11 protein-coding genes are annotated in these 13,620 nt (G+C 32.7%); 1 reads left to right on the plus strand and 10 read right to left on the minus strand.

Going from position 1 to position 13,620, the window contains the following annotated elements:
- Positions 1–95 precede the first annotated feature (95 nt).
- Genes BMZ74_RS07125 through BMZ74_RS07135 form a run of 3 tightly spaced genes read right to left on the minus strand, consistent with a single transcriptional unit; the run spans position 96 to position 2,477 of the window.
- Positions 96–839, minus strand: coding sequence for an ABC transporter permease (locus BMZ74_RS07125; RefSeq protein WP_089861472.1), 744 nt, complete (start codon positions 837–839; stop codon positions 96–98).
- Positions 826–1,581 carry an ABC transporter ATP-binding protein gene (locus BMZ74_RS07130; RefSeq protein WP_089861473.1) on the minus strand — a complete coding sequence of 252 codons (756 nt, stop codon included), beginning with the start codon at positions 1,579–1,581 and terminating at the stop codon, positions 826–828. Before BMZ74_RS07130 ends, BMZ74_RS07125 begins: the two co-directional genes overlap by 14 nt.
- Entirely contained in the window at positions 1,578–2,477 is a 900-nt protein-coding gene (locus BMZ74_RS07135) for an ABC transporter substrate-binding protein (protein WP_089861475.1), read from the minus strand. The genes BMZ74_RS07130 and BMZ74_RS07135 overlap by 4 nt, the downstream gene beginning before the upstream one ends.
- Before the next feature lie 203 nt (positions 2,478–2,680).
- Here BMZ74_RS07135 and BMZ74_RS07140 point away from each other — a divergent pair, with 203 nt between their 5' ends.
- Positions 2,681–3,577: a prenyltransferase gene (locus BMZ74_RS07140; protein ID WP_089861477.1), complete on the plus strand. Its 897-nt coding sequence runs from the start codon at positions 2,681–2,683 to the stop codon at positions 3,575–3,577.
- A 50-nt stretch (positions 3,578–3,627) separates the two neighbouring features.
- Here the strand turns inward: BMZ74_RS07140 and BMZ74_RS07145 are convergent, their stop codons facing one another.
- From BMZ74_RS07145 to BMZ74_RS07175, 7 genes are all read right to left on the minus strand, one after another.
- Entirely contained in the window at positions 3,628–4,731 is a 1,104-nt protein-coding gene (locus tag BMZ74_RS07145; protein WP_089861479.1) for a DUF362 domain-containing protein, read from the minus strand.
- 106 nt (positions 4,732–4,837) lie between these two features.
- Positions 4,838–5,959: an aminotransferase gene (locus BMZ74_RS07150; protein WP_089861481.1), complete on the minus strand. Its 1,122-nt coding sequence runs from the start codon at positions 5,957–5,959 to the stop codon at positions 4,838–4,840.
- 164 nt (positions 5,960–6,123) lie between these two features.
- Positions 6,124–9,195: a glycoside hydrolase family 2 TIM barrel-domain containing protein gene (locus BMZ74_RS07155; RefSeq protein WP_089861483.1), complete on the minus strand. Its 3,072-nt coding sequence runs from the start codon at positions 9,193–9,195 to the stop codon at positions 6,124–6,126.
- Between the two features lie 312 nt (positions 9,196–9,507).
- Positions 9,508–10,566: a Gfo/Idh/MocA family protein gene (locus tag BMZ74_RS07160; protein WP_089861485.1), complete on the minus strand. Its 1,059-nt coding sequence runs from the start codon at positions 10,564–10,566 to the stop codon at positions 9,508–9,510.
- Between the two features lie 18 nt (positions 10,567–10,584).
- Positions 10,585–11,949 (minus strand): DUF4129 domain-containing protein, encoded by a 1,365-nt coding sequence (locus tag BMZ74_RS07165; RefSeq protein WP_177181388.1) that lies wholly within the window; start codon positions 11,947–11,949, stop codon positions 10,585–10,587.
- Positions 11,950–12,019: 70 nt separating this feature from the next.
- Positions 12,020–13,231, minus strand: a complete 1,212-nt coding sequence (locus BMZ74_RS07170) for a DUF58 domain-containing protein (protein ID WP_089861489.1) — start codon at positions 13,229–13,231, stop codon at positions 12,020–12,022.
- A gap of 118 nt (positions 13,232–13,349) precedes the next feature.
- Positions 13,350–13,620, minus strand: a 271-nt coding sequence (locus BMZ74_RS07175; protein ID WP_143070152.1) for a transposase, incomplete at its 5' end; no start/stop codon positions are given.

The following is a 13,620-nucleotide window of genomic DNA, read 5'->3' on the forward strand; positions in this document are numbered from 1 at the left end:
TCCCCCTTCTGTAAACTCTATTAAATTATTTACTATTTATAAATTATCAATTTAAAAATAAATTTACTGTATAATTCCTTACATTTAATAAAAATTTAATTTACTTTCTGCCAGCTGCAAAATTTTATTTCTAAAAAATCTATTACTTTAAATAGGAAATAGCCAAGCAAACTAACAGCAATGATACCACAATACATTTTGGGATAATTAACCATTGACCAACTATTCATAATATAATAACCAATCCCATAATGAACAGCAAAATTTTCAGCAAAAAACAGCACAGCTATACTGGTACCAACTGTAATGCGCAAAGCCGTCAAAATACCTGGCAAAATAGCTGGCAAAACAAGTTGAAAATAAATATCTTTACTTCCCATACCAAGTGAACGAGCAGAAGCAAAGTATTTACTATCTATATTCCTGACCCCATCTCTTGTTGTAACTATAATTTGAAAGATAATAATTGCAATCAAAATAATAACTTTTGATAAGTTACCTAAACCAAAAAGCAGCATAAAAACTGGTAAAAAAGCTATTTTAGGAATAGGATAAAGCAAATAAATTAAAGGCGCTAAATATTTATCAATCCTTGTGTAAAGTCCGGTTAATACTCCTATACTTACTCCTAAAACAAGTGATATAATAACTGCTGATAAAATCCTGAAAATACTAAATAAAAGATTGGGCAGCAGTTCTGGAACTAAGATTTTACTAAAAGTTACTGCAACTAATAATGGTGACGCAATAATATTAGAATCAAGCCAGAAATAAAGTATAACCCAGCTAAAAAATACAAACACCAGGGCATAAAAAGTACTAAATTTACTTTGTTTCATACGATAAATCACCTGCTGTTTTAAACTGCATTAGCTGTCTTAACTTTTTTTGAAGTAAGAAAAATTCTGCTTTTTCACGCAATTTTTCTTCACCAAAATACTGGTTATCTATTAATTTAATTACTTTACCAGCCTGCATTACCATAATAGTTTGTCCCAAAAAAACAGCTTCTGCAATATCATGAGTTACAATAACAAAACTCAGCTTTTGCTGTTGGTGAATTTTTAAAATAAGATTTTGCATTTTTTCTCTTGTTAAAGCATCTAGAGCAGAAAAAGGTTCATCCATTAATAATAGATCTGGCTTTAAAACAAGAGCTCTTCCAATAGCTACTCGCTGTTTTTGTCCCCCACTTAACTCAGCTGGATAGTTATTAGCTAGCTCCTCTATTTTAAGATCTTTTAAAGTTTGTCCTACAATTTTGGTTATTTTATACTTTTCATAGCCCCTTATTTTAAGACCTAAAGTAAGATTTTTATAAACTGTTTTCCAGGGGAAAAGTCCATAGTCCTGCAAAATAACTCCAGTTTTCTCCCTAATCTGAGTTAAATTTTTCCCATTAATGGTTACTGCACCACTATCTGGTTTTTGCAAAGCTGCCAATAAATAAAGCAGTGTAGTTTTTCCACATCCAGAAGGACCAATTATAGCCAGACTTTTGCCCGCATTAAGTTCAAAATTAATTTCTTTAACTACTGTTTCTGCTTGATAGGCAAAAGTTAAATTTTCTACCTTAATCATTGCTCAAGATACTTCCTTTCAATAAGGTCTTCATAATTAAGTTCAATTTTACTATTATCTGTTTTCTCTATCCAGTTAATGATTTTAGTTAAATAAGCTTGACTGGGAACCCGGGCCAAATGATACTCAGGTAAAGCAATTAGAGGTTCAATTTTAGCTGGCAGACCCAGTTTTTCTACTAAAATTTTGCTGGCCAGACTATCATCCTGCTGAATATCTTTAACAGCATGGTTATAGGCTCTGTGAAAAGCTGCAATTGCTTTATCCTTTTTTTCCAGAGCTGTCTTGGTAAAAATCATAGCCTCCGGCATATAATCATATTTATTTGCATAAACTCTTTTTTCCAAACCAGCCAGCTGAGCAGTAGAAGCAAGCGGTTCTGGAATAACAGCCATTTCTAGCTGACCAGACTTAACCATTTCTAAACGAGCCGGGATAGCGGAAATAAAGACTTTATTAAGTTTATATTTGTCAGCTAAAAATTGTTCTGAAAGAAAGTTAGAAACACTGACTTCCATCATTCCTACTTTAACTTGATCTTTTTCCTGAAATTCTTTACTAACTAAAATAGGAAAACTACCATCAGTACTAGTAGTTATTTTAACCGGAAAACCATTATTTACATTGTTAACAAAAGCAATTAAATCTGTCATTGCTCCATCAAGCTCATCACTTTGCAGAGCAGTTTGACGATTAACAGCATTATTATAAATATCAATTTTAATTTTAAGCCCTTCAGCAGTAAAATACCCTTTTTCTGCTGCCAGCAAAATTGGGGCAGAATCTACAGCAGGCATAATTCCTATTTTAAGTTCTAGCGGCTGTTCTGCTCCAGCTGGACTAACCAGAATAAAGATTAAACTTATTAATAATAAAAATACAAATTTTGCTTTCATAAAATTATTCCTCCTTGGATTACTTAAATTACAAGTTATTTTATTCACTTATATTATATAGCCTTTGACTACTGTTTTAAAGCTCAACTACTATTTTTGCATTAAAATAATAAATATGGCATAATATTTATGTTAAAATTAATAATAAAACTAGCTATATAAAAAAATAAGAACCTCGCCACTCTTTAATAAGGAGCATTAAATTGACAAAATTAAAATTTTTTAAAGAAATTTGGAAAGCTTCGCGTCCACTTTCATTAACCTTAGCTTTTTATTCCACAACACTTGGTATGGCAATTGCCCATCTGGAAGAAAAACTTTTTACAGGTAGAACATATTTTGATATAAAATTGATTATTTTAGTTACCCTGGCTGGTATATTTGTTCAGACTGCTACTAATTTTATTAATGATTATTTTGAATGTGAATATAAAAATTTACATTTCACAGGTAAAAAATATAATTTTTTTGGTCAAAAAAGAAACTATTTTGATATCTTAATCTTTAATTTAGGTTTGCTATCTTTTTTAATTACTGCTCTGTTAGGACTCTGGATTATAAATTTATCAACGGGAAAACTCTTTACAATCGGTTTTTTAGGACTAATTGGAGGTTATGCTTATACAGGAGAGCCAATTGTTTATAAAAAAAGAGGTCTGGGAACCCCACTTTCTTTTGTTTTAATGGGACCCCTAATGATAATGGGAACCTATTTAGTTTTTACTCAGCAATATTCGTGGCTACCATTAGTATTAGGACTGCCAATTAGTCTATTAATCCCCGTTCTAATGTTAAGCAATGAATTACGTGATTTTGAGCGGGATAAAAGCCTGGGAATTAAGACTTTAACTGTCCGGATTGGTTTTAAAAATGCAAAACTTCTTTATTTAACTTTGCTCAGTAGTAGTTATCTATTAACTGTTATTTTTGTGCTAACTGGCTATTATCCAATCAGTACACTAAGTGTTGTTATAACTATTCCTCTAGCAGTTAAAGCTTTTAAAAATGTAGCCCAAGCCAGAAAAACTGGAGTTCCAGTTACTAATCAGCTGCACTTGAGTTTTGGCCTGCTACAATTATTAGCACTTTTTTTAGCATAAATTAAGCTTAGTTATAAGTCAAATTTAGTTATTTTACTAATAAAATAACTTTAATTAACTAGTTCAGCCTGCAAAAATTCAAGGATATCGCCGGCAGATGGGGGACAACCTGGCACAAATTTTTCTGCTTTACTGCAGCATGATCCAATTCCCAAGCCAGCTAACTGCTGTTTTTGGTAATCCTGACCTATTTTAATTGGCTTTCTGAGCTGATCTAATTTACCCTGTTGATCAATTCTTTTTAAAGCATGAATTAAACTACCATAGCAAGCTGAACAAGCAGAACCTGCTTTTACTTTAGCTGCCAAATTTTTTATTTTACCATCAGCTCGCAATTGAGTACTCTGATGATCTTGATTGAGCTCAATTACTTCAGCCTGCTCAAGCCTATTTGACCCCACACCTAGCTTTGCAGCTAAAGTTATGTATTTTATTTCTGCTGGCTGATAGCCAAGCAGTCTAGCTGCATAGCTGTCAATTAAAACTGGATCATTTCCTAACAAAATCCTATTCATCTGAACAGGGTTACCGCCTTCTTCAAAATCAAGATCGCCATAAATACCATCTACAATGATTAGATCTTGTTTTAAAACTTTATTTAAATAAGCTATTGGAGCATGCAGACCTTGCTGATGAAATTTTCTTTTCTCCCGATTTGAAATACAGCCTTTCATATTTTTTAAAGCACAAGTTATTTTAGTCTGACAATGACCTTTAAGAACAGGAAAATTAATAATATAATCTGCTTTAAGAGCTGTACTGGCTATTTCCATTTCATAATCTGCTATTTTAATTTTTTGATAACTATCCTGCTGCAAATTAAAAAGAGGTAGCTGATAATGGTCGGCTAACTTCTGATAACCGCACACTTGAAAAGCTCTTGTCGTGTTAGCTCCTACCCAGGATCCTTCCATAATCATTAAATTATTAAAACCACGCAGCTGAAAATATTCTATTACACCAGCTACAATTTCTGGATCAGTAGTAGCTCCTTGCTCAGCTGGAGTAGCATTAATCAAGTTTGGTTTTAAAGCAATTAAATCAGATTTTTTTAATTGCTGTTCAGGTTTAACTGCTGCCAATATTTCTTTAACCAGCTTCTTGGCTTGATTACCATAACTAAGATAAATCTTATTATTTAAGCTAGTATTCACTTACTAGTCAATCTCCTTTCCTGAAAAAATTATCTTTATCAACCCTTACTAAATAAAACAAATTTATTTTACTTCTATTTTTTTATCTTTAATTTAACTAATTAAATTATTCTTTATTTTTTTCATGTAAAAATTCTTTTAAAAGTAACAAGCCTTGTTCTAATTCAGATTGATTACCTGCAAAACCAATTCTTAAAAATCCTTCTTCTCCAAACGCTGACCCAGGTACTACTAAAACTCCTTTTTGCTTAAATAATTGATCAGCAAATTCTCTAGAACTAATTTCCAGATTATATTTAAGAAAAGCTGTAGTTCCTGCATTTGGTTTTACATATTCAATTAGTTCTTCTTGTTCTACCCACTGATCAAGAATCTCTAGCTGATTTTCTACTTTAGTTAAATTACGCTGCAAAATTTTGGCTTTATTTTGGAGAGCAATAACTGCCAGATAATCAGCCAGCATACTATTGCTGATTGTTGTATAATCTCTGTGCAGCTGACAATTTTTTATTATCTCAGCTGGTCCTGCTATCCAACCTATCCTAACTCCAGCTAATGAAAAAATTTTTGACATACTCCCAATACTAATTCCTTTTTCGTAAAGATCAACTACAGCAGGTATTTCATTTTCTAAATTAAAGCCCCGATAAACTTCATCAGCCAGTAAATAAGCATCCACTGAGCGAGCCAGCTCAACAATTTGATTCAGAATTTCTGCTCCCATTGCTACTCCAGTTGGATTATTCGGATTATTAATTATAATCAGTTTTGTCTCAGAAGTAAGCAGAGACTTTAACTTTTGTAAATCTGGCAGAAAACCATCCGTATAATTAAGCTGTAATTTTTTCACTCTGGCCCCCAGAGAAGCAGGGATATCATAGAGTTGTTGATAAGTAGGCACTAGAGAAACTATTTCATCACCTGGTTCAATTAATGAATACAGTAATAAAAAGTTAGCTCCAATTGCTCCATGTGATGGTAATATATCTGTTGGAGCAACATTATTATATAAATTACTAACTCCAGTTCTAAACGCTTGTGATCCCTTAATATCACCATAAGTCAGCTGCATACTTTTGATTTCTTCAATACAGGCAGCTGGATCATCCTCATAAGCCAGTAATTCCTCTATTGTAAGCGATTCAACACAAGTTTCAGCAATATTATAATCGGCATCCATTTCATACTCATTCATCCACTCTTCTACTTTAAATGGCGCTATTTTCATTATTATCCTCCCTTGACAGATCAAATGAACATTCGTTGTCTCAAATCTGCAAATTAAATTATTATCTTTGATTTTATCATAATATTAAGCAAAAATAAAAGCTGTTCTAGTTTTTAAAAACTAGAACAGCTAAAATAATTATTTGATATTTTTTTAATATATAATTAATCAGTTAGTCCCTTTAAACTAATTGAAAACTCAAATTCTTTTAGTTTGAGTTCATATTTTTTTAATTTCTTTGGCCCACAGGAAGTACTGCCCAGACCAGAATTTTTACTAATAAGTTCTAAATATATCTTATCACGCTGTGGTATTTCACAGTTATGAGCTGCATTTTCAAGATCTAACTTACTATAATTATGAGCTGTAAAAGAAAAATTATGTGAGCTATAAAACTCTAAGCCTTGGCCGGCATTATTCTGGCAAGATAACCATCTAACTGCCGAACGATTACCATTTTCTTGAGGGTAAACATACGGAGTGTGCAGCTCAACAACATTTTTACTAAAAAGATCTATATAGACAGCTGCCTGACTATCTGGATATGATTCTCCCGGGCCATTTCCAAACCAGCTAATCCATTCTAGATCAGGCTGTAGTTCCAGATCAAGTCCCAGCCTCGGTAAAGAATGCTCTTTACCATCACTGAAAAAACCACTGCTTTTTAAATCAATTTCCCCGTATTTATTAATCCGATAGCGAAATTTAACTTTTAATAAAAGATCTTTTGCAGGAGGAGCAAAAGTATAATCACTCTCTATAATTGCATAATTATCCTGATATTCAATAACTGCAAATTCATCAAGTCTAGGCTGCATTTCATCAATTCCAGCTGTCCGCCATTCTTTAGTATAATTATAGCGAACTTCTGAATTATCATTATCAATTGGAGCTCTCCAGAGACTAAGTTGAGGTCCATCAGCAAGCAAGCTTCTTTCCTGATAATAGTAGTCACTTATTTTACCTGTTGTTTTTGTAAAATAAAGCTTAAAATTATCTCCTTTGAGTTTTAAATAATAATCATCTTCAGTAAGCTGCAGAGGAGCTGCTGCTTTAACATATTCTGGATGGTAAAACTTATTGAATACAAATGGTAATTTAAATTGTTTATTAGTTATTTCATGACCTGCTTCAGCCCAGTTTTTAGATTTTTTAAGAACTATTTTAAAGTTAAGATAACTCTCTAAAGCTAATTTAGTATCAACCTCATAAGCCCTTGCTTTAATTAGCTTTTCTAAAGCTTCTAACTTTAAATCGTTTACCTTAACTTCAGCCTGGTCACCAGCATTTAAATAAAAATCCTGGCTGCCGCTCTCAATCAATAAACCAGCTGTTTTAAGCTCCCATTTCAATTCCAGATTGCTACTATCGACAAAGTCATAATGATTTGTTAAAGTTAAACTTGCTTCTTTAAAGTTAAAATCTTTAATTTTAAGAGGTGCCATTACATATTTATAATCTAATAAACCTGGGGAAGGAGTCCGATCAGGAAAAACTAATCCATTAATATTAAAATTACGATCATGCGGCTTTTCTCCAAAATCTCCTCCGTAAGTATAACAGATTTCTCCACAAGAATTTTCTACTGCAATCCCCTGATCAATCCAGTCCCAGATAAAACCTCCCTGAGCAGAAGGATATTTATAAAAAACTTCCCAGTACTCCTTTAATTCTCCCGGACCATTTCCCATCGCATGAGCGTATTCACATAAAATAACTGGCTTAGTTTCTTTTTCTGCCAGAGCAGCTGTTGCTGCAATTGTAGGATACATTGGTCCAATAATATCTGCTATTTCCTGCTGGCGATCACCTTCATAATGAATTGGCCTGCTTGCATCAAGCTGACGGGTTAATTTCGCCATCTGCCGGTGATTATCACCAAAACCTGATTCATTCCCCAGTGACCAAATTATAATTGCTGGATAGTTTCTATAATGAGCGACCATCCTTTCCATTCGGTCCAGAAAGGCAGACTGCCAATCCGGTGAAGAAGCTAACTCATCCCAGCGGCCAACCGGTTCCATACCATGGCATTCAATATCTGTTTCAGCTAAAATATAAAGACCATATTGGGCACATAACTCATAAAAATAGGGATGATTAGGATAATGCGCTGTCCGGACAGCATTAATATTATGTTTTTTCATCAATAAAACATCAGCCAGCATCTGCTTTTTACTAACTGTTCTACCTAAGTCAGGATCAAAATCATGGCGATTAACGCCCCTAATCATAATAGCTTTTCCATTTACTAGTAATTGGCCGGATTCAATTGTAACTGTCCGCAAGCCAACCTTAGGTCTAATTAGCTGTATCTTTTCACCTGCTGCATTAAATAAGCTTAACTCTAACTGATAAAGATTAGGAGTTTCTGCTGTCCACAAATGGACTTGACTAAGTTTTAATTCAGTATTTAACTCTTTCAACTCACCTTTTTTAAAAGCAGCCATCTTAAGTGTTTCAGAAATTAAACTTTCTCCCTGATAGCTTAATTCAATTTTGAGCTGACTACCAGCAGACTCGGCTGCTAAATAAGCAGCCACTATACAGTCTAGCTTTATTTTAGCTGTATTTTCTTCAGCTGAGACAACAGTTTCTAATTTAAAGTCATCAATCTGGAAAAAAGGCTGACTATAAAGATACACATCCCTAAAAATACCACTTAACCACCACATATCTTGATCTTCCAGATAGCTGCCATCTGACCATTTAATAACTTTAACAGCCAATAAATTACTGGCTCCATAATTAAGATATTGACTTAAATCAAATTCAGCAGTCAATCTACTCCCCTGACTATAACCAACATATTCTCCATTTATCCAGATATAAAAAGCAGAGTCTACTCCTTCAAAACGAATTATATTTTGACAATCAGCTAACTCATCTGCTATGTAAAATTCCCTTCTATAAAGTCCAGCCGGGTTTTCAAATGGTACCCGGGGTGGATCAACTGGGAAAGGATAATTGACATTTGTATAATGAGGTTTATCATATCCCTGCAGCTGCCAGTTAGAGGGAACAGTAATCTGATCCCAATCTGCAGTTGAAAAATCAACAGCATAAAAATCTTTCTGATAAAGATTATGATTAGCTAAATACTTAAATTCCCACTCACCATTTAAAGAATAATAGTTAAAATCATTTAAACTCTGCTGATCAAGAAAAAATATTCGATTGGCCTTTGCTGCACGTTTATTAATTGCAAAAACAGTTGGATCTTCCCATTCTTTCATTTTTGCCACCTTCTTTTCTTTTTTAAATCGATTTAAATAAAAATCTTGACAGCTTCCAACGCTTCATTTAAATTAAGCTGTTTAACTACTCTAGCCACCGAAATAATTAAGCAAATTTCCAGTACATAATTATATTTGTAGTTTAGCATAAAGTTTTTAGCTTTGCAATAATAATTTTGATTTTTTTCTAAAATCTGAAAATTATCGCAAAATAGCTCTTTTTACTGCTCAGTCACATTTTTAAGACAACTAAATAATTTAAACTGAGCAGTAATTAATATTTGAACTCCAATAGTAAAAATAAGTTGAATCTTAAAATTTAACTGCTTCACCACTGGCAGCTGAGCGATAAATTGCCGCTAAAATTTGTGCTACTACTAAAGCCTGTTTAGCTTCAACTGGAGGTTTTGTTTCCTGCTGTAGCGACTCAATCCAGAGTCTCATTTCTTTATCACCAGAACTCTCTAAATTAGCCTGCTCAGTCTTTAAATTTTCCCGATATAGATAACCATCTTTTTCCCCATTAATTCTTAAACCAGTTATGTTATCTCCTCCAGCCTTTTGTCCACTTAAAATAGTTTTAATATTATATTCTTCTGGTATATTTAAGGCCCAGCTTGTTTCTAAAATAATTGAAGCACCATTTTCCATAATTAAATGAGCAAAAGCAGAATCTTCTACTTCAAAATCTTCTTGCTGCCAGTTGCCAAAATAATTAGCAGCACTGCTTTGATCTGCCATTTTATGAAAAGTATTTGCTAAAACAATTTTAGGCTGATAATTATCCATTAACCAGAGCGTTAGATCAAGGGCATGAGTTCCAATATCAATTAAAGGTCCCCCACCCTGAATTTCTTGATTCAAAAAATAGCCCCAGGTTGGTACACCTCTTCTCCGCAGAGCAAGACTCTTGGCAAAATAGATATCCCCTAATTTGCCTGCTTGAATCATTTGTTTAAATAATTGATTTTCTGCTCTAAAACGATTTTGATAGCTAACTGAAAGCTGACAATTATTATTCTGAGCAGCTTGATACATGTTTTCTGCCTGTTCTGCATCGATTGCCATTGGTTTTTCACACATAACATCTTTACCAGCTTCTAAAGCGGCAATTGCAATTTCAGAATGACTATTATTGGGGGTGCAAATATGAACTAAATTCACTTTTTTGTTAGTCAGTAATTTTTGATAATCTTGATAAACTAAGGCATCTTTACTGCCGAACTCTGCTGCCGCTCGTTCTGCTTTTTCACGACTGCGATTACAGAAAGCAATTAATTCTACACCAGGCAATTTTGCTAAACCAGGCATATGTTTAGCAAAAGCAATTTCTCCACAGCCAATAATTCCAACTTTAATTTTTTTTGTCATTTATATTAACCCACTTTCTTAAAATTTATTTTTTATTCTCTGCCAGCTCTGGCTGGCGCTATTTATTATTTGCTTACTTAAACTATGATTACTATAACTGCTCTCTACAAATAAAGTAGTTAATAATTTAATCTCCTGCAAAATTGAATTGTCAACTTCTAACTGTTCACTAAATTCATAAGGGGTGAGTGTATTATCTTTTTTAATTCCTTGCCAGGCCAGCAATTTTAGCAGAGCAAAATATATCTGACTAATAACAGAACTATCACCAGCTTTAATTTGTTCAAACTGTAATTCTTTTATTTCTTGATTATTTAGCTGACGAGTCTTTAATTGTTTTTGCTTTTGCTGCCAGGTAGCTTTAATTTTAAAGTTAATTTTTTTCAGAGATAAACTAACAAGCTGAATTATATTTTTTATAAAAGCTAAAAAAGCCCGAGTAAACTGGCTTAAATTTTTAAACTTACTTAATTCAGACTTAAATAAGAATATTATTAATAGTAAAATAAGCAGTCCAACTAAAAATACTAGTAAAATCTCGATAGCTAAATAAAATAAAATTAGCAAAGAACTAGGCTTTTTTGCTGCTTGCTTTACCTGAGAAGAAAAATTATTAGTTAACTTGGGAGAAGTTCTATTTGGAGCGAGGTTAGACTTAAATTCCAGATTACTGTTTAGCCAACCCCCTATCTTATTCATAGGCAGTAGTTGATAATTTGCTGGCATCAGTGCTGAAAATAAAAAGGCTATGCTAATTAGCAATATTAAAAATTTTATCCAGCCTTGTTTAATTGTAGAAAATTCTTTAATTCCATTAACCTGCCAGTCGATAGTTTTTTTAGTAAAATAGGCTGAAGCCAGTAAAAATATTTCTGTAATCAAAAAACTAATTGTTAATAAAATAATAGTTGGCTGTAGAGTTTCTACTAGCGCCCAGGAGATTAATAATCCTAAATTAAGCAAAGTAATTTTATGCTTAATTTTAGGCCAGATTAATGGATAATCTAGCAATCTTCTAAATTCATCTAAATTATTTACTGAGTCTGAATGGTCAAATATTTTAACACAATCCTGATTAAAAATAAAAAAGAAAGCTGTTAATTCATTTAACTGCAGCCAGATAAAAATACTTAATAGAGTAAACAGATAAAGCTCAACTAATTTAATAGATAAAAGACTGTTTAGCCCTTGATATTGCCCATTCAAAAATAATAATAAAAGAAAATACAGCAGGACTTCACCCAGAAAAATCAGACGGGGAATTTCTATACTTAAAGCGGCATTAAAACGAATAACTGCCTCTGCTAAAAATATAAACAGTAAAAAATAGCTGCTCAGTTTAAGATTAAAAAAAGCAAACTTAAGCTGCAGGCTATATATCAACAATAAAGCAAATTGAAAATAAAGTAATAATGCTAATAAAGGATATAGATATCTATAATTAAATTTATATTTATCGAGCTGCATAGAGATCACTTTCCCTGGTCAGATATTGAATAACAAGAGGTGCTGTTAAAGGCAAATTTTGATATTGAGGATTTTTTATCTCGTTCCCAAGCAAGAAAATTATAATTTGATATCCTCTTTGTTTTAATTGTTCACAGACCTGCATTAACTCTAGGTCATCTTTATCACTGAAGATAATTAAAGTCCCACCCCAACTCAACTCAACTTTTTCTAATAAAAGCTCATTAAAATTATTAGCTTGAGTAGTTTTAACCCGAGCTAAAATTTCCAGAAGTTGTTGCAGCTGGGCATTTCCACTACCAGCTGGCAATTGAAGTGCTTGATAATTTTTACTGTCAGATTTATATTCTCCGATTTCTGGCTCAGTCTCACCTGCCAGTTCAGCATTTGTTATAAATTTATATCTATAGCCTAACTGCTCAAAATGATAAGCCAGTGAAGCAACTGCAGTTACAGCCAGCTCAGTTTTCTTTTCTAGAAATTTAAGGCCATAATCTGCTGCAGAAAAATTTAAAACCAGCGCAAGCTCAGGGGCAACAGTTGACTCATTTTCTCTAGTCTTTAACTGTCCAGTTCGCGCAGTTGCTTTCCAATGAATTTTATTTAACTGATCGCTCGGTTGATAATCACGAACTCCTTTTACTTGATAGGGATCTTTATAAATAGGTTGAGGCCACTTTGCTTTACCAAATGGCAGTCTGGATGGCAGGCCAAATTCAGTTAATTCTAAAATTTCTGGGTAAACATATAGCTCTAACTCTGCTAACTCTCCTTTTAGTAAATTATAGGCTAATAAATCACTACTTTCCCATTTTAAAGGGCCAATTTTATAAAGCCCTCGCTGCCTTGCTTTAAGTTTAAATTTCCATTCGAGTTTTGACTTAGGTTTAAAATAGCTTAAATACTGTTTTCTCAACCTAGTTAATTTAATTGGTAAGAGTTCTTCTACTTTAAACCAGAGAATAGGCAGCCAACTTTCATTTTTCGCTGTAATTTTAACTTGTAATTCTTCATTGCAAAACAAATGATTTGTTAATAATTCGTGCTGTAATTTAAAATTATGGGCCAGATTAATTTGATAATATTTAAGAGCTATATGTAAGAAAAAGAAAAAATAAGCCAGTTTAAAGAGCAGCTGTCTGCTTAAAACTGCTCCTCCTAAATAGCTTAAAATAGCAAAGAATAAAAAATTAATCAACTAAAGGCACCTCGATTTCATTAATTATTTGTTTAATTATTCGGTTCTTTGACAAATGTTGTGAAATCTAAATAGCACCGTTTGAATCATGTTATCTCTTTGTTTTTTTGAATTACTCTTAAATACTTAGCAATGATAAAAATACTCGGCGTTTTAAGTTTTCAACTTTGGGAACACCGTAGCCAATTCTTTTGATTAATTTGATTTTGTTGTTTAATCCTTCAGCAAATCCGTTGGTTATTCTAGTTTTAAAATAGTTAATAATGTGTTGTTCCCAGCGTTTTACTGTTCCTTTAGCTCTATAGAAAAGATTTAATTTAGACTGACTAACATTTTCATACCAGTTATTTAAAGCTTGAATAGACTCTTTAACATCAGGAATCTGTAGT

The organism is Halanaerobium salsuginis (assembly GCF_900114545.1).
Lineage (GTDB): Bacteria > Bacillota > Halanaerobiia > Halanaerobiales > Halanaerobiaceae > Halanaerobium > Halanaerobium salsuginis.

What these genes read in the sequence shown, in the direction of transcription:
- BMZ74_RS07150 (WP_089861481.1), bottom strand. Translation starts at nt 5,959, where the DNA reads ATGAAAATAGCGCCATTTAAAGTAGAAGAGTGGATGAATGAGTATGAA.
- BMZ74_RS07125 (WP_089861472.1), bottom strand. Translation starts at nt 839, where the DNA reads ATGAAACAAAGTAAATTTAGTACTTTTTATGCCCTGGTGTTTGTATTT.
- BMZ74_RS07135 (WP_089861475.1), bottom strand. Translation starts at nt 2,477, where the DNA reads ATGAAAGCAAAATTTGTATTTTTATTATTAATAAGTTTAATCTTTATT.
- BMZ74_RS07130 (WP_089861473.1), bottom strand. Translation starts at nt 1,581, where the DNA reads ATGATTAAGGTAGAAAATTTAACTTTTGCCTATCAAGCAGAAACAGTA.
- BMZ74_RS07160 (WP_089861485.1), bottom strand. Translation starts at nt 10,566, where the DNA reads ATGACAAAAAAAATTAAAGTTGGAATTATTGGCTGTGGAGAAATTGCT.
- BMZ74_RS07155 (WP_089861483.1), bottom strand. Translation starts at nt 9,195, where the DNA reads ATGAAAGAATGGGAAGATCCAACTGTTTTTGCAATTAATAAACGTGCA.